Source organism: Aquabacter sp. (assembly GCF_965279295.1).
Lineage (GTDB): Bacteria > Pseudomonadota > Alphaproteobacteria > Rhizobiales > Xanthobacteraceae > Aquabacter.
Genome location: NZ_CBDIHQ010000018.1, coordinates 613730 through 636244 on the forward strand (window position 1 = coordinate 613730; position 22515 = coordinate 636244).

Genomic DNA, 22515 nt, shown 5'->3' on the forward strand with positions numbered 1-22515 from the left:
CAAAAGGCATCTGCGCCGACGTCTGAATTGACCGCCTCGCGGCGTCATAGGGGGACACGATCATGGCAATCTACGTGAATTACGATGGTATCCAGGGCGAAGCGACCCATGAGAACCACAAGAAGTGGATCGACGTGATGTCCCTCTCCTGGGGCGTTGGACGCGGCATTTCCACCACTTCGGGCTCCACCAATAACCGCGAGGCCTCCGAGCCTTCCGTGAGCGAAGTCTCGATCGTTAAATCGTTCGATTCGGCGTCCCCCAAACTGTTCACCGAAGCGTGCACGGGCAGCACCGGCAAGACCGTGAAGATCGATCTCGTCACCACGGGAAGCCCCGGCGCCACCTATTGCACCTACACGCTCACCAATGCGCTGGTGTCGTCCTATTCGGTGTCGAGCGGCGGCGATCGGCCGACGGAGTCCGTCTCCATCTCGTTCACCAAGCTTGAGTTCAAGTTCACGCCTTACGACGACAAAAACAAGGCTGGTACGCCTGTCACAGTTTCATACGATCTTGCCACGACGAAAAGTTCTTAAGTCATCTCAAGAACCCAGGGTTAAGACATGGCGATCACGTCGGCGGACATCGACCGGGCCGCGAAAAGGATCATGGACCGGGCACAGACCGGGAACTGGAACACGATAACCGGAAATCTCTCGGCGCCCTCCCCCCGCCTTATGACCGAGCTGGGGCCGCTCACTGAAAAGACCATGCAGGACAGCACCGTGGATGCGGCAGTGATGCTCGCTTGCACGGTGGCAAAGACGGACCAGACGTTTTTGACCGCCTTGGAGGCGGTGAGAAACACGCTGGTGGGATCGGCTGTGCAAGGAACCAGCGGCACGACCGACGCCTCGATGACTCTGAATTTCAACACGGAAAATCTGCGGATCGCCGTTGCTGCCACCGTCTCGGGCGTAAAGTCCACGGTGGTCACAACTGCGCCTATTCTCGTGCAACTCCTGGATGTTCTGATCATTCAGTCGGTGGCGGCCATTCCCATCATCGGGCCGGGGTTGTCAGGTGCGTTGGGCGGCATGGCGACGGCCATAGGCGCCGGCTTCACCTATGGTGGAACGGCCATCGGCAATCTATTCGAGGTTCAGGACACCAAAGTCGCCAACCCGATCAACCCCACCACCGGTGTGGGTGACAATTTTCAGGGCTTTGCAAACACGACTGCCAAGGGCATCACCAAGGGTGTGTCGGGCGCCTTGGCGAAGGACACGGTTTTCACCAAGGGCAGCCCAGGAACGATCCAGGGGGCGGTCGAATCCATCGGCGGCGGCAAGGGCGGCAGCGGGATCGGGGCGGACGTCTCAAAGGCCGCCACCAGCGCGACGGGGGTTGCAAGCTTCATATACTACCTTCACGCGAACAGAAGCGCGCGCGGCGAGAAAAAACGCGTCGGAAATCTCCAGACGAACGACGAGGCCGCTCTACGTTTGGCTATTGGCTTGAATTATATTCAAAATCCATTGACGCAAAACCAAGTCGCCGTCAATCTTCAAGTTGGAAATGCCCGAGGCACTCGAAAAGAACCCCCTGCAGTTGCTGCCGCGGGTGAAACGATTAAGTCTAAACTTCAACTTGAAGATCAGACCTTGACGGGTTTCTTTGATAAGATCCCGGACGTCTTCGACGCATATAAAAAATACCTTATGACCATCGCGTATGCGAACACGGTCGATTCTTTCAGTCCGATGATCGCGGCTTTCGATGCCCGTGTGGACGACATGGCGATCTCAATGAAGAATCCACGGCTTGCCACTGCATTGATTGACAACCCGCTGACACGCGATGCGAATATCGTCGCGCTTCTGATCATGGGGTATTATTTCAATCGTATTATAAAGACGAACACGAAACTTCAGACGGAATTCGCAGGGGAAGCAAAACGATATTACAGAACGCCTCTTTTCGGTGCCAATAAGCCGGCACCGGCATTTGGCCCCAAAGCCAGTTTTGGCCTGGTTTCCAAAAACGAAGGATCCGAGGCGATCATTCAGGCCTTCAAATTCACCCAAAAAGCCGGGCAGTTGACGGTCGGTGGGGTTTTGATTGACTGGAGTCAGGTGCAGAGCAAATCGAGCACTTATGTCTCGCTGGTTAAAGCCGCCCTCGTAAATGAAATGGCCCAGGAATTTTCTAAGAGCCTGAATAATAGAAAAGGTCTTGAAGAGATGATTCAGCTGACGGTTGCGTCATCGCTGATCGTCAATCAAGTAATGGTGGCATCGACTACCAAAGGTAAGAAAATTGAAATCAACGATAGATACGTCGCCATACTCGCGTCGCTCGATTTCGTTAATTTATACACAAAAATACTCATTGTTACGGAAAGCTCGAAGGCAAAACTGACCGGGGTCGGCGCGTCAGCGAGGTTGCGCTATCCAAAACCGGGGCGCCTTTCGACAAGCGCGAGCGAGGCCGAAAGAACCATGGTTTATCTTTTTGCCTGCTGCGTTGTAGCTTACGTCGATATTGGGAAGGTCGTTATGGGCTATCAGGATTGGGAAAAGACCAAAGAAAAATTGCATGAACTCATTCATGAAATTAACAACGCTGAAAAAGACTAAGTACGCGCAGTCAAAATAAACAGGTCAATCCAAGGAAGAATGACATGGCCATCTATGTGAATTACGACGGCATCCCGGGCGAAGCGACCCAGGAGAACCACAAGAAGTGGATCGACGTGATGTCGCTATCCTGGGGCGTAGGTCGCGGGATCTCAACGACGTCGGGCTCCACCAACAACCGCGAAGCCTCCGAGCCGTCGGTGAGCGAAGTCTCCATCGTCAAAATGTTCGACGCCGCCTCTCCCAAGCTGTTCACCGAGGCGTGCACCGGCAGCGCCGGCAAGACCGTGAAGATCGATCTGGTCACCACCGGCAGCCCCGGCGTGACCTTCTGCACCTACACCCTCACGAATGCTCTGATCTCATCCTATTCGGTATCGACCGGCGGCGACCGTCCCACAGAGTCCGTCTCCATCTCCTTCACCAAGCTTGAATTCAAATTCACGCCCTACGACGACAAGAACAAGGCCGGCACCCCGGTCACGGTCTCCTACGATCTCGCCACGACCAAGAGCGCGTGATCGCACGGTATCCCGCTTTGTTATCATCGCGGCACACGCAGCCTTCGGGCTGCGCGTGCCGCGATATTTCATTACGGGAGCCCGCTAGAAGCGACACGATGAGGGCTTCATGACCGGCGCCCTCGCCGGAGACAAAGGATTGGCCCGATGAGCACCGCGCCGGTCCAAAAGGACCGCTTGCTGACATTGACGACGCCGCTCGGCGGCGACGTGCTGATTGCAATTGCGTTCTCCGGGGTCGAGGATCTTTCGACACTTTTCCGTTTCACGCTCTCCATGGCGTCCACCAATACGGCGATCACCGCCGACCAATTGCTGGGCAAGCCGCTGACCGTCAAGATCGCACGCCCCGAGGGCGACCCGCGCTGCATCAACGGCATCGTCACCTCTTTCGCCGCGGCCGACCGCATGGTGGACGGGATGAGGCGCTATGATGTCATCCTGGAGCCCAAGCTCTGGCTTCTGACCCGTACCACCGACAGCCGCATCTTCCAGAATCAGACCGTCGTGCAGATCACCGAGACGCTGTTCTCGGACGGCGGCGTGACCGATTACAAAAAACAGGGCATTTCAGGCACCCATCCTTCGCGCGAATATTGCGTCCAATATCGCGAGACCGATTATGACTTCATGCTCCGCATCCTCGCGGAGGAAGGCATCTATTTCTATTTTCAGCACGCGGACGGCAAGCACACATTGGTGCTCAGCGACAGCACGGCGGGATATACCGACTGCGCCGACAAATCGGTCGAGCACGCTCCAGCGGAGACGGGAAATTACATCGCGGTCAAGCAATGGGCGAGCGGCTATTCCTTCCAGTCCGGCAAGGTCACGCTGACGGACTATGATTTCGAGCAGCCAACCTCCGACCTCACGGTCAGCACCACCACGGTGCTGAGCAATTCCAGCTTCAAGAGCTGGGAACTGTTCGATTATCCCGGCGACTACACCAAAAAGGGCGATGGCACGCCGCTCTCCCGCACCCGCATGGAGGCGGTGGAGGCGGATTATGCGGTGGCGAGCGGAAAATCCACCTATTCGACCTTTGTGCCCGGCGCGAAGTTCACCATGTCCAAACACGAGGTCTCGAGCGAACAAGGCAAGCAATATGTGCTGCAGCGGGTGGAGCATTCCGGCCGCGACGAAAGCCATCTCGGAAATGAAAACGCCGAGATATTCTACCGCAACACATTCACCGCCTTGCCCGCCACGCGGGCGTTCCATCCACCACCGATCACGCGCCGCCCGCTGATACCCGGCCCGCAGACCGCGCTGGTTGTCGGCCCCTCCGGCGAAGAGATCTATTGCGACAAATATGGCCGCGTGCGGCTGCAATTCTATTGGGACCGGCTGGGCAAGAAGGACGACACGAGTTCCTGCTGGGTGCGGGTCGGCCAGATCATCGCGGGCGCGACCTGGGGCTCCCAGTTCACGCCTCGGGTCGGCATGGAGGTGATCGTCTCCTTCCTGGAGGGCGATCCCGACCGGCCGCTGGTGGTTGGCAGCGTCTACAACGGGCAGAACATGCCACCATACACCCTGCCGGATAATAAAACCCAGAGCGGCGTGAAGACGCGGTCGAGCAGCCAGGGCACCTCCTCGATGTTCAACGAACTCAGGTTCGAGGACAAGAAGGACAGCGAACTGCTCTATATGCACGCGCAGAAGGATTTCACGCGTGATGTCGAGAATGACGACACGCATAATGTGAAGCACAACCAGATCATCACCATCAAGAACGACCGCACCGAAACCGTCCAGGAAGGCAACGAGAGCGTCACGGTCTCGAAGGGCAATCGAAGCGTGACGGTGACCGAGGGCAACGAGGCCCTGACGGTTTCCAAGGGAAACCAGAGCGTGACGGTCTCACAGGGCAATCAGGCGACCACCGTCTCACAGGGCAATGTCACGACCACGGTGTCGAACGGCAACCACACGGTCAAGCTCGGGTCCGGCAATGCCACGCTTCAGTGCGATGGCGGAAGCATCACCTTGCAGGCCGCCCAAACCATTACGTTGAAGGTGGGGAGCAACTCGATCACCATCAGCCAGAGCGGGATCGCCTTGAAGGCGACTCAGATCACCATCACCGGCGATGCAAAGGTCGAGGTGAGCGGTCCCATGGTCAATGTCAGCGGCAGCGGTACCGTCCAAGTCAAGGGCGGTATGGTTACAATCAACTAGTGCGATCGGTCACATGACGCTCGGCATCCTTCCCAAACTGCGGTTCTCCCATGCGGAGCATCTGCGCCTGCTCCTTGAGCCGAGCGAAGAGGCGCAGAGCCTGATTACGCCCGGCATGACCTCCGCCGCCTTCATCGCCGCACTCGACAAGGCCGGAGAGACAACCGACGCCATCCGCTATCTCGCGGTGGGGCTACCCCGGCGGGAGGCGATCTGGTGGGCATGCACGGCGCGCCGGCGCTTGCTGCCGGTGGTGCTGCCAGACCCGGAAGCCGCCGCCTGGCAGGCGACGGAGGCCTGGGTCTACGAACCGAGCGAAGCGAACCGGCGCGCCGCCTACCCCCTCTCGGAAGCCCTGAAATTCCAGACTGCCGGCGCCTATGCGGCGCTGGGTGTCTTCTGGTCTGGCGGCAGTCTCGCACCGCCGGAATCCAACCTGATCATTCCGCCTGGCGATGCCTTGACCGGCAGCATGGTGGCGGCCTCGGTCATCTTGTGCTGCGTGCCGGGGCCGGCAAAATCCATCGGTGAGCGTCACAAAGCCGCCTTGTCCATGGGCGCCGATATCGCCAATGGGGGGTCTGGCCAATCTGCGAAGGAGCTGGCGCCCGCATGAGCCCGGTCCTTCGCCTCAGCCTGATGGGTCCCTCCGACGCCCCTCCCGACCAACGGGGACGCATGCTGACATCCGGCTCGCTGAAGATCGGCCGGGATGAAAGCAATGACTGGATCCTCGATGACGATTCGCGGCTGATCTCCCGCTACCACTGCACAATCACATCCACGGCGGGCGTCTTCGTCGTCATCGACAGCTCGGCCAACGGCGTTTTCATCAACGACGCGCAGCAGGCCCTGGGTCGCGGCAACTCCTCCATCCTCAGCGAGGGGGACGTTCTGCGAATCGGGCACATCGGCATTGCGGTGTCGGTGGCGGAAGCCTTCGGCGAGGTCTCGGACCCGTTTCGCGCTATCCTTCCTCCCCTGCGCAATAACGGCATCGACATGTCGCCGCAGGAGGATTTCGACAGTTTCGGCCTGCGTCCCGCTTCAGGGCAGACGACGAATTCGCCTGAGGCGCGCGGGGCGGCTTCCCCGCCCTTTTCACTGCGCCCTCTCCCTTCCGCGAAAGCGGAGCCGGACTGGGAGCATGTGCCGGCCGAGCAGCAGGCGTTGAGCCCGGTGCGCACCGTCAGTTCGCAAATCCCCGAAGACTGGGACAGGGACATCATCCCCGAGCCCTTCAGTTTTGCAGGACCCGTGCCGGTCCTGCCCTCGGCGCCGCAGCCCACGGTCGGGCCGAAGAACGTGACCCTGGCTCTTGTCGAGGCGCTGGCTCGCGTCGAACGGGCCGTCCTCGGGCCGGGGGAACCCGCGCTTTTATCCGGCAGCGTCGATGACGCTCTCGCGCGGCTTGAAAGCAGTGATATGGAATGGACGGCCCTGGCGCTGGAAGGCTTGGCGCTTCGGGTCGTGGCCAGGCTGGAGGAAAGCCCAGGCGATACTCAGGACGCCGTGCATGACCCACTGTTGGATGACTGGGATCCTTCCGCCGATGCGGTCGGGAAGGAAGGGGATAAGACATGACCAACAATAAGGTCGTCTGGTCGGAGGGCATGTTTCTCCGCTCCCAGCATTTCCAGCAGCATGACCGGTATGTGGAACGCCTGGTGCGGCAGCGGGTCGAGGGGCTGAATTGCTACCCCTGGGGCCTACGTTCGCTCTCGCTGGACCGCAATCTGCTCGGCCTCGGCAAGTTCGCAATCAATAGCTGCGATGGCATTTTCGAGGACGGAACGCCCTTCTCCATCCCTGAGGACGACCAGCACCCCGCGCCCCTCGACCTGCCCGTCGGCACCGCCAACAGCATCATCTATCTCTGCCTCCCCATCGCCATGCGCGGCGCGCCGGAGGTGGATGTGGAAACCCAATTCAATTCCGCCGCCCGCTTCCTTGCCGAGGAACAGGAGGTTGTGGATTCCATCAGCGGCGCCCAAGGCGTCGCCCGCATCCGCACTGCCCACCTTCGCCTGACGCTCATGCTGGAGCACGAGGACCGGGCGGGCTTCCAGTGCATCGGCGTCGCCCGCGTCGCAGAAGTCACGGCCGACCGGCGGGTGCAATTGGATGTGAACTATATTCCCCCTTGCCTTGCCACCTCGGTTTCGCCGGCGCTGACGGGGTTCATCAACGAAGTGACGGCAATGCTGCATCACCGTGGCCAAGCCTTGGCGCCGCGCGTGACCGGCTCATCCAGTCATGGCGTCGCCGAGATCGCCGACTTCCTGATGCTCCAGCTCATCAACCGCTCGGAGCCCCTGCTGTCGCACCTCGCGAGCCTGCCGAACCTGCACCCCGAGCGGCTCTATTCCACGCTTCTGGAATTGTCCGGAGAGTTCGCAACCTTCACCAGCGCCGAAAAGCGCCCCCGCGAACTTCCCACCTATCGCCATCACGACCTAGAGATGTCCTATGGACATCTCATGCCGGAACTGCGCGCGGCACTCAGCGCCGTTCTGGAACAGGCGGCGGTGCTGATCCCGCTCCAGGACCGCAAATACGGCATCCGCGTCGGCACCATCGCCGACCGCAAGCTGCTGACGGATTCGATTTTCGTCCTGGTGGTGAAGGCGAGCATGGCGAGCGAGAACATTCGCCGCACACTTCCCGCGCTCATAAAAATCGGTCCGGTCGAACAGATACGAGAATTGGTTAACGTACAACTTCCCGGAATCAGGGTTCAACCCATGGCGGTGGCGCCGCGCCAGATTCCTTACCACGCGGGCTCTGTCTACTTTCAATTGGAAGCAGATAATGCCCTATGGGCACCCTTGATGACATCAGGCGGCATCGCCGTTCACCTAGCTGGCGATTTTCCTGAGGTTTCCATGGAACTTTGGGCGATACGCAACTAGTCTTACCAGCGAATGCGATAACCGGCATCCGAGCGCAATACCGTGCCCGCAAAGCTAGGGAGCGATCGGCGAAAGCAGAGAGATGAGCCCCCCTCCTAAGGCAGAGGACGATCTGGAGACCACCATCTTCGCACCTGCTGCCGTGCTTGCGGCGTCGGGATCGCAAAGGGCTGGCTCGGGTGGAACCGTTTCCGCGCCCTCCGGCGGAGCAAAGCCCGGGCCCCTCCCCTATCCGCGTGCGCCTAGCTCTCCCCGCGCCGGGGGTCGGCAGGTGGAGCGTCCCGCTCCGATGGTGGACAAGGTCGGCGATAGCGCGCAGACGCCGTCCGTACAGCATCCTCCGCCGGTCTATGGCAACGGCCACAGGGAAGCGGCGGTGCGCACGACCCGCGAGGTCTACCGCGACAATCCTGGCCTCGCACTCGCGGTCCCGATCTTCGATCTTCTGGTTCGCGCCCAGATGGAGACGACAGCCGATGCGGATTCGCTTCATCCGATGATGCTGGAGGAATTGCGCTCATTCGAGTCGCAGGCCATCGCGTGCGGCCTGTCTCACAACCACACCCGGCTGATCCTCTACGCACTGGCGGCGACCGCCGACGATTGCGTCCTGCATACCGCATGGGGCAAGGAAAGCGACTGGTCCTCCAAGACCCTGATCTCCGCTCTGTTCCAGGAAACATGGGGCGGCGAGCGTTTCTATACACTGCTCAGCCAGATGATGGCCGCACCCCACGCGGTGACGCGGGAAATCGAATTCTACTATTTCTGCATGGAATTCGGCTTCGAGGGCAAATACCGTCTCTCGGGGAGCGGCTCGGGTGAACTGACGCGCATCAAGGGAGACATTTATCAGTTCCTGCGCAGCGTGAAGGGCAGCATCAAGCCGGAAATGGCCCCCACCTGGCGCGGCATCTCGGCAGAGGGGCGCGGCCCCCGCGACTTTCGGCTGTTCGCCTTGGGCGCCGGCGGCCTCGCCCTGTGCCTGCTTCTCCTGTTCATCGGCTTTTTCGTCATCCTGCATCGCGAATCCATGGTCGCCGTAGTCCAGGTGAAGGAACTGATGGCCGACCCGCTGCTGCCGAAGCCGCGGCCGGTGGTGGTGGCGGCGCGTCCCGAGGCGGTGGCGGCGCCACAGCCCAAGGCGGCAGTTCCCGTCATCCCTGCCGCACCGGCGGTGCCAAGGGAAACGCCGTTACAGGCCATCACCACATTCCTTGAGCCGGAGCAGAAGCAGGGGCTTCTCACGGTTGCCGGACGCGACAGCAATATCGTTATCCGCACCACCTCGGAGCTGTTCGCCACCGCAAGCACCGCGCTGCGGCCGCCGTATCCCGACGTCATGAAGAAAATCGCCGCCGCGCTCGCCAAATATCCGGGACCTGTGATGGTGCTTGGCTATTCGGACAACGTGCCGATCAACACCATGACCTATCCGAACAATCAGGTGCTCTCCGCCGCCCGCGCCCAAGCGGTCGCGACCACCCTCGGCGCCGCTCTTGGCGATGCGGGCCGGGTCACGTCGCAAGGCATGGGCGACAGCGATCCGATCGGCGACAACGCGACCGCAGAAGGCCGGCAGAAGAACCGCCGCGTCGAAATCGTTCTCACGCCCAAATAGGCGTTTGCACACCCGAAACAGTCTCACGACAAAGTAGAGTTGCAGCAAAACCAGATCATGCCAAAGATACTGACGACTTGGAAGTTCTGGCGCTGGGTGCTCCTGGCGGCGCTGACCCTCGCCTTCATCCTGCTGATGTGGTTTGGGGGGCCGCTGGTCGCCGTGGGCTCCGTTGCCCCGCTGGCCACTTCGGTGGCGCGTCTGCTGGTGTGCTTCGTCGGCGTGCTGGTCGCCGGTGTCATCGGCGTGGTCTGGCTGCTCGGTGAGAAGGAAGAGGAAGACAACCAGAGGCAAGATCGCCAGAGCTTGGCACTGGCCAGCCAGATCGCCGACGCCCAAGAGATTCCCAAGTCCCAGCGGGACAGCATGGAGCGCGGCTTCCAGCTCACCTTGGCCATGCTGCGCCGCATTCGCCCGTCCGGCTTTTTTGGCAAACGCTACAAATACGCGCTGCCCTGGTACGGGATCATTGGTGGCGAGGGCTCAGGAAAAAGCTCGTTCATCCACTCCTCCGACCTACGATTTCCTCTCAATGAAGCGCGCGAGGGCCGCATCAATGCGGGATCGCTGCATTTTTCATTCACCGACCGCGCCGTGCTGGTGGAGACGCGCGGACCGCTGGTAACGGCACCGGAACCCAACACCTGGGGCATCTTCGCGAATCTGCTGAAACGCCATCGCCCGCGCCAGCCGATCAACGGGATCATACTGGTCCTCAGCCTGGCGGAAATCCTGCGCGCCACGGACGTGCAACGCTTCTCGTTCCATGCCGATCTGCGCGAACAGTTGGAGTTCTTCCAACGCACCCTGAAGATGCGCGTTCCGGTCTATATCGTCCTCGCCAAGGCCGACCAGTTGGTCGGCTTCAACGAGTTCTGCGCGGATCTCACCCAGACCGAGCGCCGTGGCGTGTTCGGGGTCACGTTCCCGCTCTATGACGAGCATGGCCAGACGACCAAGGGCAAGTCGCTCGCAGCGACCTTCGCGACCGAGTACGATAATTTCCTGCAGTGGCAGATGCCGCGCATGCTCAGTCAGGTCAACCAGACCTTCCGCGTCGATGAACGCTTCGACTGCTTCATGTTCGTGCCGCATCTCGCGACGCTGAAGCCGCTGATCGCCGACCTCATCGATGATGTCTTCAAGCCCACCACGTTCGAGCGGCCGCTGCTGCTGCGCGGCATCTACTTCACCAGTTCCGGTCACGCGGCTGCGCGTGGGGAGACCGACACCCTCGCCATTCAGGGTGTGGTGGACGAGATGGCGGATGCGCGGCGCACTGGCCTGTTCATCCACGACCTGCTGAACAAGGTGATTTTCAAAGAATCCGGGCTGGTGGAGAGCGACCCCACCTCCCAGCGCCGGGCCAAGACCTTCCGCATGGCCAGCATCGGCGCTGGCGCGCTTGTCGCCGTCCTTCTGGTGTCGTGGTGGATCACCAGCTTCATCGGCAACAGCTATCTCATCACCGACCTCAGATATGCCTCTGAGCGCGCCAAAGACACAATCAACGAACTCGAAGCCAGGCTGAGCAACCGCTCGGCCTCCGACGCCGATATCGCCTCGATCCTACCGACGCTGAACGCGATGGAAGCCTTGCCGACGGGTTGGAGCCAGGGTCCCGATCTCAAGACCCCCTTCCACCTGACCGGCGGCCTCTCGCAGACCACCCTTCTGTCGACGATCACGCGCCAGGAATATGTCGACGCCCTTGAAAACCTGCTCCAGCCACGCCTTCAGGCGGCGCTACAGACCGAAATCGGCGAGAGCATGAACTCTCCGGGCAGTCTGTATGGCGCCCTCAAAGTCTATCTCATGCTTGGCGGCGCCGGTCCCATGGACCAGGCAACCGTGCTGGACTGGATGAGGCGGTATTTCGCCAGCATCTATCCCGGCCCTGCCCAGGCACCGCTGCGCTCCGCCTTGCTGGAGCATGTCGCCAACCTGCTCAATGCCAAGCTTCCGCCGATCGAGTTGGACGACCAACTGGTGGTGCAGGCCCGCACGGCTCTGAACGCCTATAGCCCGGCAAACCGTGGCATGGCGATGCTCCAGCAGATACCGGAAATCGTGCAACTCGCCCCATGGCGGCTGACGGATGTCACCGGCCCACTCGCCCCCTATGCGCTGGTGCGACGCTCCGGCCGCCCGCTGTCGGACCCGATTGAGGGTATGTATACATCGGAAGCCTTCTTCGACACCGTGCTTCCCGCGATCTCCAAGATCGCCGCCGAGCTGGCGGAAGAAGACTGGGTGCGCATCCCGAGCAATACCGCAGCGGCGCCCAACATCTCACGCACCGAACAGTTGCGCCGGGATATGACCGACCTGTACGTCAACGATTACATTTCCTCCTGGCAGAACCTCATCAGCGACGTGACAATCGCGCCTTTCGACAGTCTTCAGTCGGAAATTTCGGTGCTCCAGTCCCTGCTCGGTCCCCCCTCGCCGCTTGCCACCTATCTCCAGGCGGTGGTGCAGCAGACCACGTTGACGCCCGCCACCGCCAAGCCAGGGGAAGATGGAAAGGTCGCCGCCGCCATTACGGAGCTGTCCGCAGCGACGTCTCGGCTGCGCACCTTGGGCGCCTCCGTCACCGCGCATTTCGCCGATCTGCACCGCTTTGTCGCGGGTTCGCCGAGCCCGCTGGATGAGGTGCTGAAATCCTTGAGCCAGTTGCGCGCTCTGCTCGGCCCAGCCGCCAGCGTCGGCGGCAACAATCCGACCCAAGTCACGGACCTCTCCACCGGCCCGGCATACCAGCAGGTGCTCAGCCAGCTTAAGCTCAACACCCTGAGCGCCCCTCCAGCGCTGACCGATTCCATCCTCGGGTTGGTGCGGCAGACCTCGTCCATCACCGACGCCGGCGTCCGCACCGATCTCGACGCGGCCTGGCAATCGCAGATTTTGCCGTTCTGCCAGGTGGCCATCAACGGGAAGTATCCGTTCTCCACCTCGACCAATGACGTGACGCTGGCGGACTTCACACGTATGTTTGGCCCCGATGGCTTGTTGGACAAGTTTTTCGACCGCCAGCTCAAGCCGTTCGTGGACACCATTTCCAGCCCCTGGCGTCCTCTCGCCAATGCCGGCGCGCGCACCAATGTCACGACGCTGGCGCTGGGTTATTTCGAGCAGGCGGCGAAGATCCGCACCTTCTTTTTCGCACCCGGTGCGACCGCTCCCCAGGTGGCCTTCAGCCTGACCCCGCGTGATCTCGACCCCGGGGCCATGCGTGTGCGGCTGGACATCGACGGCCAGGGCATCAGCTACCAATATGGCCCGCCACAGACCGTGCAGATGAAATGGCCGGGCAATGTGGGCGGTGTCCGCGTGGAATTCGGCGCCGCCAGCGAGGGCCAGCCCTCGTCGGTCAGCTATGACGGGCCATGGGCGCTGTTCCGCTTCCTAGGCGCGCGGACGCTGAAGCGCGAGAGCGCGAACCGTTTCGTGTTCAGCATCATCCTGGGTGAGCGTTCCGCGACCTTCAATCTGGATGCGGCAAGCGTGAACAATCCATTCCAGAAGTCGCCTCTGACGGGGTTCCGATGCCTGCCTTCGCTGGTCAGATGATGCGAGATGGCACACCCTGCCCGTGGGCGGCCGCCACCGTCAGGGCAGCGTGCGCGCGTCGTCCTGTCCCCCGTGCATTCCCGACCGGTTAGAATTCCATGCCCGTTGAACTCACATTCGATCCCGGCCATATCCTGACGCCGATCAGCGAGGACGCGCCGTGCGGTGTCGATCCGCGCTCCGATATGTCCGGCCAGTCGCTATTCCTGCAGATCAAGGATGCGCGGACCAACGCACGGCGCAAGGAACGCGCGTTGGACATCGACCCCGACGCGGCGGCTGCGACCGACGACTGGACGGAAGTCGCCAACAATTCCATCGAGACGCTAGCCGGCGTGGGCAAGGATCTTGAGGTCTGCGCCTGGATGATCGAGGGCTTGGTCCGCGTCGATGGCTTCGCCGGCCTCTACACCGGATATGTCGCGGCCGAAGGGCTGATCAACACGTTCTGGGACGGCATCTTCCCACTGCCGGACGAGGATGGAAACGAACCCAGGCTGAGCCCCTTCATCGCGCTCAATGGCGCGGGCTCCGACGGCACTCTGATCCAGCCGATCCGCAAAATTCCCCTGACTGGCGGTGGCGAAGCGTATTCCTTCTGGCAATACGAGCAGGCCATGGAAATCAGCCAGATTTCCGATGCCGGCAAGCGCGAGGCACGGCTCTCCAACGGCGGTCTCAGCATTGATGCATTCAATGCTGCCGTGCAGCAGACACCGTGGAAATTCTATGCCGGGCTTGTGGAAAGCATCGAAGCGTCCCTGGAGGCTGTCCATTCCGTCTCGGATGCGTTTGCGGCCAGGGTCGGCGTGGATTCACCACCGGCCGGGGCGATTCGCGCACTGCTGACGGGAATTTTGGAGGCGGTGAAATTCTTCGCCTCCGCCAAGCTGGAGCAAGCCGCGCGGGCCATAGGGGCCGGCACGTCCGACGAGGCGAGCGAAAGCAGCGCGGATGAAGAGGCGGACCCGAGCGATACGCCCTATCAGGCCGAAATTTCCGGAGAAAGCGCCAAAAAGGGCCTGACCCGCGAGCAGGCGCTGCGCCAAATATCGGAGATTGCCGCCTTCTTCCGAAAGAGCGAGCCACACTCACCGATTTCTTATACGCTTGATGAGATCGTGCGGCGCGCGAGGATGCCACTCGGAGAACTGCTCGAAGAACTCATTGTGGACGCCGATGCGCGCCGCTATTTCTATATAGCGGCCGGCCTGCGCGTACCTACGCATACGCAGGATGAGGAAAGCTAAAGGAACGACGAAGTAGCAGAAGTGCTTCGTGATGTGACCGTCATCTGAATTCTGTAACACTTCATTTTGCCCAGAGGGGGCTTCGCACCATGGCCAGTATACACGAGAAGCTGAATCGGGTGCGCAAGCCGCGCGTCCACATCACATATGACGTCGAAACCGAAGGCGCAGTGGTCCAAAAGGAATTGCCCTTCGTCGTCGGTGTGATGGGTGATTTCTCCGGCGACCCCAGCGAGCCGCTTAAGCCGCTGAGCGAGCGCAAGTTCATCCAGATCGATCGTGACAATTTCGATCAGGTCCTGGCCCGCATGACCCCCGGCCTGAAGCTCAAGGTGGACAACACCCTGGCGGACGACGGAAGCCAAATGTCGGTCGAACTCAGCTTCAAGTCCATGGACGACTTCGAGCCGGCCGCCGTGGTGGCCCGCGTGGAGCCTCTGCGCAAGCTGATGGAAGTGCGCAACCAGTTGCGCGACCTCCTTTCCAAAGCTGACCGGTCGGAAAACCTCGAGGCTCTTCTCGAGCAGATTCTATCCAATGAAGAACAGTTGAAGACGTTGGGCGAGCAGCTCGGGGTCAACAAAGAAACCACGGAGGGTTGACCGATGGCCGCTGTTGAAACCCAAGGACAGGCAGCAGAAGCTGCTACCGGCACGACCGAAGTCTCCTTCCTCGATCAGGCGATCGCTGCCACCAAGCAGACCGATCCCGACCGCACGAAGGAATTGCTCCAGACCCTGACGAAGGAAGCTTTGTCGGGTACGGTTACCTATTCCAAGAACTTCGCACAGACCATCAACAACGCGATCACGGCGATCGACGCCAAGCTGTCGACCCAGCTGAACGCGGTGATGCACCATCCAGACTTCCAGAAGCTGGAAGGCACATGGCGGGGGTTGAAGTATCTGGTCTCGAACTCCGAGACCGGCAGCAGCCTGAAGATCCGCGCCCTGAACTGCACCAAGCGTGAACTCTACAAGAGCCTGACGAAGGCGTCTGAATTCGACCAGAGCGTGATCTTCAAGAAGATCTACGAATCCGAATTCGGCAGCCCCGGCGGTGAACCCTATGGCTCGCTGATCGGCGACTATGAATTCACCAGCCATCCCGAGGACATCGAGCTTCTCACCCAGATGTCCAGCGTGGCGGCGGCGGCGTTCGCTCCGTTCGTGACGGCGGCGAGCCCCAAGCTGTTCGGGTTCGACGAGTTCACGGAACTCTCCAAGCCGCGTGACCTCGAGAAGATTTTTGACTCGATCGAATATGCCAAGTGGCGCAGCTTCCGGGAATCTGAGGATTCCCGCTTCGTGACGCTGACGATGCCCCGCACGCTGGCCCGCCTGCCCTATGGGTCGGACACCAAGCCGGTCGAGGCATTCGACTACGAGGAAAGCCCGATCGTCGACGGCGCGCCCCACGGTATGGGCCACAAAGACTATTGCTGGATGAACTCGTCCTACGTGCTGGGTGCGCGCCTTACGGACGCGTTCGCGCAGTACGGCTGGTGCACCGCCATTCGCGGAGCCGAAGGCGGCGGCAAGGTCAGCGACCTGCCCAGCCACGTCTTCGTTTCGGATGATGGCGACACCGACCAGCAGTGCCCCACCGAGATCGGCATCACCGACCGCCGCGAAGCAGAGCTTTCCAAGCTCGGCTTCCTGCCGCTGTGCCACTACAAGGGCACGGACTATGCGGTGTTCTTCGGCGCCCAGACGACGCAGAAGCCCAAGAAGTACGACCGGCCGGAAGCAACGGCGAATGCCGCCATTTCCGCCCGCCTGCCCTACATCATGGCGACCTCGCGTTTCGCCCATTATCTGAAGATCATGGGACGCGACAAGGTCGGCTCGTTCATGGAAGCGAGCGACTGCGAGGCTTGGCTCAACCGCTGGATCATCAATTACGTGAACGGCAATCCCGACGCAGGTCAGGAAATGAAGGCCAAGTACCCGCTGGCGGAAGCCAAGGTGGAAGTGCGCGAGATTCCAGGCATGCCCGGCTCCTACAACGCGGTCGCATGGCTGCGTCCGTGGCTGCAGATGGAAGAACTGACAACCTCGCTGCGCATGGTGGCGCGCATCCCTGCGGCCTCCTAGCCCGCGTCGCCTGTTTGGGATGACACTGTGGACATGACGTCCATCTCTTCCCGGACCACGGAGCATGTCTTCGTGCCGGGGGGGCAGAACGAAGATCCGCAAGGCGCGCCCCGGCGCGCCTTGCGGCGTTTGGCCGTGGACATGGCGCTCGGCCGCCTGCCGTCTCAAAGGCTCGACGCCTTTCTCTCAAGCAAGGACCCGCTGGTTGCGCTTCGCGACTGGTTCAAGGGGGATATCGACAACCTCGCCAACACCGATGCGCTGATCGGTGCCATCGAGCGCGACATCGCATTCCTCGACGAAATGCTGTCCGAGCAGCTCAATGCCGTTCTCCACCAGCCTCGGTTCCAGAAGCTGGAAGCCTCCTGGCGCGGCCTGTCCTATCTCGCGGCGTGCGCGAGCGCGGCACAGTCGGTCGTGATCAAGGCTCTCAATATCTCGTGGCACGAAGTTGCCGTCGATTTCGAGCGCGCGGCGGATTTCGACCAGAGCCACCTTTTCCAGAAGGTCTACAGCAACGAGTTCGGCATGCCGGGCGGTCTGCCCTTCGGAGTGCTGCTCTGCGACTACGAAATTCGCCATCGCCCGACGAAGGAACTACCGGTGGACGACGTCGCGACGCTCACGGGCCTCGCAGGTGTCGCCGCCGCCGCGTTCGCGCCCGCCATTCTCGGGGCATCGCCTCGCCTTCTCGGCCTCGACAGCTTCTGCGATCTCGACCACGTTTCCACGCTCTCCGGGCTGTTTCGCTCCCCCGAATACCTGCGCTTTGCCCGCTTGCGGCAGATGGAGGACGCCCGTTTCCTAGGGTTGGTTCTGCCGCGCGTCCTGATGCGCGCGCCTTATACCCATGATGTCGCGCACGGGCTCGCCTTCCGCTATCGGGAGGATCTGCACGGGCTGAGCCATGACCAATGGTGCTGGGGCAGCGCGGTTTACGCCTTCGGCGAAGTGCTGATCCGCTCGTTCCACCTGCATGGCTGGTTCGCGGATATTTGCGGCTCCCGCCGCGACGAGGTGGACCACGGCATCGTCGCCCGCCTCGTCGCACCAAGCGCGGAAACCGATGCGCCCGGCCTGGTGGAACGCTTCGCCTGTGAGTTGGCTATCCCCGCCGAGATCGAGCAGGACCTTTGGGAATTGGGGATGATGAACCTCAAGGTCTGCAAGGACACGTCCCGGCTCGTGTTCCAGACCAGCGTGTCCATGCAGTCAGTGCCCACTTACGACAGCCCGATCGCCAATGTGAACGCCCGCATTTCCGCCATGCTGCGCTACATTCTGTGCGTGTCGCGCTTCGCCCATTTCGCCAAGGTTCGGGTCCGTGACCGGATCGGTAGCTACATCACAGCCGAAGCGTGCGAGAACGACCTCCAGACGTGGCTGCATAGCTATTGCCTCGGCAACGACGATGCAGGACCTGAGATGAAGGCGCGGTTTCCGCTTCGCGAGGCCAGGGTGGAGGTGAAAGCTGTTCCGGGGCGTCCCGGCGCCTTCTCCTGCTCCCTGCACCTTAGGCCGCATTTCCAGCTCGACCAGATTTTCACAACCTTCAAGCTCATCACCGATATCGCAATCGCATCGGCGCGCAACTAGCTCAAAACAGGGTCTCTTCAGATGTCCGCAAAAGCCAAGCTTATGTTTGAAGAAGGCCGGCTTCGCGATGCGATCCTGGCGTTGAACGACGCCGTCAAGGCCGCGCCGCTGGATATCCAGCTTCGCAGCCAGCTGGCCGAACTGCTGTGCGTCGCCGGCGAGCTTGATCGCGCGGAGCGCCAGTTCGAGGCGATCGCCCAGCAGGACATGACCACCGCGCTTCAGGTCAACACTCTGCGCCAACTGGTGCGGGCGGACCAGGCGCGCCGCCAGGTGTGGACCGAAGGCCGCGCGCCGGAATTGCTCGCCGCCCCGCCGGAGCATGTGGTGATCCGCCTTGAGGCGCTTATGCATCTGCGCGCGGGCCGTACCGCCGAAGCGGGCGCGAACCTTGCCCGTGCCGAGGCGGCCCGGCCCGTGATCACCGGAACCCACAATGATGTGCCCTTCAGCGACTTCCGCGACCTCGACGACCTGACCGCCGGCATCCTCGAGGTGATGACCACCACCGGCAAATATTATTGGGTTCCGATGGAGCAGGTCGACGAAATCGAGTTCAAACCCCGTGCGCGCGCCCTCGACGCCGCATGGTGCACGGCGCAGATCAGCGTGCGTGGCGGCCCTGAAGGTGAAGTGGTCATCCCCGCCATCTATCCCGTGACCGAGGCGGCTCCGCGCGATGCCATCCTTCTCGGCCGCGAGAGCAATTGGCTGGACGTCGCACCGGATTGCGTGCGCGGCGAGGGCCTGCGCTGCTTCCTGGTGGGGGACGAGAGCGTGAGCATCGGTGAACTGCGCCACCTCATATTCAACGCCGCATGAGCCCCGCCATTGGCCCTTCGCTGCTCGACCGCCTCTACGGAGATGACGGGCATGTGGTGAAGCGCGTCCGTGATGGGCTTAAACGCGATCTTGAAGACCTGCTGAACACACCCCAGCGCGTTATCGGCTGGGGTGCGGAACTGGGCGAACTCGACGCGTCGCTGTTCAATTACGGCATTGTCGAACTCTCCACCTCCAACCTTTCGACGGAACAGATGCGGGCCGCGGTGGTGGAGCAGATCGGAGAAACCATCCGGCGCCTTGAGCCACGCCTGGCCGACATGAAAATCTTCGCTCTCCCCAATGCGGACCCTGCAGACCGCTCGCTGCGCATGCGGATTGAGGTTCAGATCATGGTGGAGTCGGAAGCCGAGCCCGTGTTCTTCAACACCATTATCGACCCGATCAGCAATATGGTCACGCTGACCACTGCGGGGGCCTGATGGACGAACTGCTTCCGTACTACAATAAGGAACTGCTTTATCTGCGCCGAATGGCGGAGGAGTTCGCGGCCCGCCATCCCAAGATCGCGGGAAACCTGCGCCTGAGCGGAGATGCCATCGACGACCCGCATGTGGCGCGTTTGGTGGAGGGCGTTGCCTTTCTGAACGCCCGCGTTGCCCGCAAGCTGGACGACGAATTTCCCGAACTGGTCGACACGCTCCTGGAGGTTCTCTACCCCCATTATCTCGCGCCGATCCCGTCCATGGCGACGGTGCAGTTCAAGCAGAAGGCGGAAGTCACGGTTCCGCAGGAGATCCCAGTTGATACAGAGCTGGATTCCGAACCCGTAGACGGCGAGACCTGCCGGTTCAGGACGCGATATCCCGTCACCCTCTGGCCAATCACCATTTCAGAGGCGGCGCTGCGGGGACGTCCCATCATCGCGCCGCCCAATCCGAGGGCCCAGGGCGCCTATTCGACGCTGCGCCTCTCACTCACTTGCACCGCGCCGGACACCACATTCTCGGACCTTCAGCCGGACCGCCTGCGGGTCTTCCTGCGGGGGCAGGCGTCGCACGCCTACACCCTCCACGAGATGATCTTCAACCACACCATCTCGATCGCGCTCGCGGATTCGCCGAACGACCCCAATCCCGTGTTCCTGCCGCCCAGCGCTGTTCAGCCTGTGGGTTTTGCGCCGGATGAGACAATCCTGCCCTACGCGCCGCAGTCCCAGCCGGCGTATCGGACGCTCACCGAGTTCTTCGTCTTCCCGGACAAGTTTTTGTATTTCGACATCGACCTCTCGGCGAAGGTGCTGCGCGGTGCCGGCTCCGAGCTGCACGTCTTCTTCTATTTCAACAAGAGCGACATGACGCTGGAGCGCGGCCTCTCGAAAGATGCGTTCGCGCTCGGGTGCACGCCGATCGTCAATCTGTTCCGGCAAAGGGCGGAGCCGGTCATCGCGGCCCAGAACCGGCTGGAATACCGCGTCATGCCGGACGCCCGCCGGCAGGAGGCGTTGGAGGTTCATTCTCTTCTCGGCGTGACTGCTAGCGATGCCGACGGACGGCGACGGCCGATCCAGCCGTTCTATTCCCGCTCCTTGCATACCGACGAGACGGAGCGCCCCGCCTATTGGTCCATGTCCCGGCGCCGTGCCGAGGGGCGTATTCCCGGCACGGAGGCCTATCTCTCCTTCTCCGACCTTAATCCGGGCTTCACGCGCACCGATCTCGTGGTCTCGGCCGATACCCTTTGCCTGAACCGTGACTTGCCCTCCAAGCTGCCATATGGCGGCGGCCATCCCATCTTCGTGCCGGTCCAGGGACGGGCCACGGTGGAAAGCGTCCACTGCCTATCCCCGTTGACCCCGACCTTGCGCGTGAGCGATGCCGGCGGGCGCAACTGGCGCCTCATGTCGCATCTGCTGCTAAACCATCTGTCGCTGGTGGGGCCCGAGGGCCTGGAGGCGTTGCAGGAAATTCTGCAGCTCTATGATTTCCGTGGCTCTCCCGAGACCAAGCGGATGATCCAGGGCATAACAGCCCTGTCCGCCACCCGTGGCACCGCGCGTGCACCGCGCCGGCCGGGCGACGTCACCTGGGGCGACGCCATTTGCCGTGGCATCGATCTCACCGTCGAGTTCGATCCCGCGAACTTCACCGGCAGCAGCTTGTTCCTGTTCGGAATGGTCCTGGACCAGTTCTTCGGGCTGCACGTATCCATCAATTCCTTCACCCGGCTCACCGCCACGGTGAAGGGGAAACCAGGAACGCTTCGCACATGGCCGGCGCGCGTAGGCTATCGTCCTCTCCTGTAATCCGCTCCCTCCTGGAGGCGCCGCACAGTTTCGATCTTGTGCAGGCGGTCCGGGTGCTGGAGGGGGTGCAGGCGTTTCAATCCGAGGCGGCCGGGGAGCCGCAGGACATGGCGCCCACGGACGAGGACGGCCGCATGGACCTGCATGCCGTCAAGTTTGTAAGCGACACCTCGTTACGTTATCCCGGCAGCGCGATCACGCGGGCAAAGGAGACGGCGCGGGGCAATCTGGAACTCACCATCTCGCTGATCGGCCTGCTCGGGCCGATGGGCGTCCTGCCCTACAGCTACACGACGCATGTGGTCTCCTCGACGCACAACAACGACGAGGCGCTGCGCAATTTCATCGACATCTTCCACCACCGCGCGGTGACGCTGTTCTGCAACGCCTCCTCCAAATACCGCATCGCCCTGTCCCGAAAACACGTAGATTCGCTGACAAGCGAGGAGGCCAATTCCTTCACCGTCGCACTGAAGGCTTTGGCCGGCATCTTTTCGCCCGGAATGTCCAACCGCCTGGCGATTTCCGACGACACCATCGTCCACCATGCCGGACTGTTCAGCGCGCAGACCCGGTCGCTGGCCGCGCTGGAAGCCTTGCTGACCAGCGAACTGGGACAAGAGGTGCGTGTTCTCCCGTTCGTCGGCGGCTGGGTGTCCGTGCCCCCTCTGGAACAGACCCGCCTCGGCGGCGCGTATGAGGGAAGCGGGCTTCACACCCAGCTCGACGCCAGCGCCATGGTCGGCGACCGCAGTTGGGTGGCGCAGGACCATTTTCGCATCACTGTCGGGCCTGTGAGCCAGGAGCAACTCATTTCGCTGCTTCCCGGCCAGCCGCGCGCCAACCTCGTAGCGGATCTCGTTCAGATGTTCTGCGGGCTGGAGTTCAGCTTCGACGTCAATGTGATCGTCAAGGCCAGGAACGTTCCAGCCGCTCGGCTCGCGGTCGACGAGGACGATCTCGGCGGTGCGAGGCTCGGGCAAATGGCTTGGATATTGAGCGCGGACAGCCCCGTGGACCGCTCCGACGCAATCTTTTCTATCGGCAGCCTCGGCTGAGCCCACAAAACAACATCGTCAAAGGGACAGAAGC

Annotated in this window: 17 protein-coding genes; all 17 read left to right on the forward strand. The window is 61.7% G+C overall.

Going from position 1 to position 22515, the window contains the following annotated elements:
- The first annotated feature begins 62 nt into the window (after window positions 1–62).
- The 17 genes from ADADO0_RS20815 to tssG all read left to right on the forward strand — a co-directional run bounded on the left by ADADO0_RS20815 (window position 63) and on the right by tssG (window position 22481).
- Entirely contained in the window at window positions 63–539 is a 477-nt protein-coding gene (locus tag ADADO0_RS20815; RefSeq protein WP_511307101.1) for an Hcp family type VI secretion system effector, read from the forward strand.
- A gap of 27 nt (window positions 540–566) precedes the next feature.
- On the forward strand, window positions 567–2582 hold the full coding sequence (locus ADADO0_RS20820; protein ID WP_511307102.1) for a hypothetical protein: 2016 nt from the start codon (window positions 567–569) through the stop codon (window positions 2580–2582).
- 44 nt (window positions 2583–2626) lie between these two features.
- Window positions 2627–3103, forward strand: coding sequence for an Hcp family type VI secretion system effector (locus ADADO0_RS20825; protein WP_511307103.1), 477 nt, complete (start codon window positions 2627–2629; stop codon window positions 3101–3103).
- Between the two features lie 147 nt (window positions 3104–3250).
- Window positions 3251–5287 carry a type VI secretion system Vgr family protein gene (locus ADADO0_RS20830; RefSeq protein ID WP_511307104.1) on the forward strand — a complete coding sequence of 679 codons (2037 nt, stop codon included), beginning with the start codon at window positions 3251–3253 and terminating at the stop codon, window positions 5285–5287.
- A gap of 13 nt (window positions 5288–5300) precedes the next feature.
- A complete protein-coding gene (locus tag ADADO0_RS20835; RefSeq protein ID WP_511307105.1) occupies window positions 5301–5903 on the forward strand; it encodes a DUF6931 family protein in 603 nt (200 codons plus the stop codon).
- Entirely contained in the window at window positions 5900–6871 is a 972-nt protein-coding gene (locus ADADO0_RS20840; RefSeq protein WP_511307106.1) for a type VI secretion system-associated FHA domain protein, read from the forward strand. The genes ADADO0_RS20835 and ADADO0_RS20840 overlap by 4 nt, the downstream gene beginning before the upstream one ends.
- Window positions 6868–8199 carry a type VI secretion system baseplate subunit TssK gene (gene tssK, locus ADADO0_RS20845; RefSeq protein WP_511307107.1) on the forward strand — a complete coding sequence of 444 codons (1332 nt, stop codon included), beginning with the start codon at window positions 6868–6870 and terminating at the stop codon, window positions 8197–8199. Before ADADO0_RS20840 ends, tssK begins: the two co-directional genes overlap by 4 nt.
- Window positions 8200–8470: 271 nt before the next feature.
- The gene (tssL, locus tag ADADO0_RS20850; RefSeq protein WP_511307108.1) at window positions 8471–9820 is read left to right on the forward strand and encodes a type VI secretion system protein TssL, long form; all 1350 of its coding nucleotides are present in this window, start codon (window positions 8471–8473) and stop codon (window positions 9818–9820) included.
- 57 nt (window positions 9821–9877) lie between these two features.
- Window positions 9878–13393: a type VI secretion system membrane subunit TssM gene (tssM, locus tag ADADO0_RS20855; RefSeq protein WP_511307109.1), complete on the forward strand. Its 3516-nt coding sequence runs from the start codon at window positions 9878–9880 to the stop codon at window positions 13391–13393.
- Window positions 13394–13491: 98 nt separating this feature from the next.
- Window positions 13492–14643, forward strand: coding sequence for a type VI secretion system protein TssA (tssA, locus tag ADADO0_RS20860; protein WP_511307110.1), 1152 nt, complete (start codon window positions 13492–13494; stop codon window positions 14641–14643).
- 89 nt (window positions 14644–14732) lie between these two features.
- On the forward strand, window positions 14733–15245 hold the full coding sequence (gene tssB / locus ADADO0_RS20865) for a type VI secretion system contractile sheath small subunit (protein WP_511307111.1): 513 nt from the start codon (window positions 14733–14735) through the stop codon (window positions 15243–15245).
- Between the two features lie 3 nt (window positions 15246–15248).
- Window positions 15249–16739, forward strand: coding sequence for a type VI secretion system contractile sheath large subunit (gene tssC / locus ADADO0_RS20870; protein ID WP_511307112.1), 1491 nt, complete (start codon window positions 15249–15251; stop codon window positions 16737–16739).
- A 33-nt stretch (window positions 16740–16772) separates the two neighbouring features.
- On the forward strand, window positions 16773–18335 hold the full coding sequence (gene tssC / locus ADADO0_RS20875) for a type VI secretion system contractile sheath large subunit (RefSeq protein WP_511307113.1): 1563 nt from the start codon (window positions 16773–16775) through the stop codon (window positions 18333–18335).
- A 21-nt stretch (window positions 18336–18356) separates the two neighbouring features.
- A complete protein-coding gene (locus ADADO0_RS20880) occupies window positions 18357–19157 on the forward strand; it encodes a type VI secretion system accessory protein TagJ (protein ID WP_511307114.1) in 801 nt (266 codons plus the stop codon).
- A complete protein-coding gene (gene tssE / locus ADADO0_RS20885; RefSeq protein WP_511307115.1) occupies window positions 19154–19600 on the forward strand; it encodes a type VI secretion system baseplate subunit TssE in 447 nt (148 codons plus the stop codon). The genes ADADO0_RS20880 and tssE overlap by 4 nt, the downstream gene beginning before the upstream one ends.
- Entirely contained in the window at window positions 19600–21423 is a 1824-nt protein-coding gene (gene tssF / locus ADADO0_RS20890; RefSeq protein ID WP_511307116.1) for a type VI secretion system baseplate subunit TssF, read from the forward strand. Before tssE ends, tssF begins: the two co-directional genes overlap by 1 nt.
- Window positions 21387–22481 (forward strand): type VI secretion system baseplate subunit TssG, encoded by a 1095-nt coding sequence (gene tssG / locus ADADO0_RS20895; RefSeq protein ID WP_511307117.1) that lies wholly within the window; start codon window positions 21387–21389, stop codon window positions 22479–22481. Before tssF ends, tssG begins: the two co-directional genes overlap by 37 nt.
- Window positions 22482–22515: the final 34 nt, after the last annotated feature.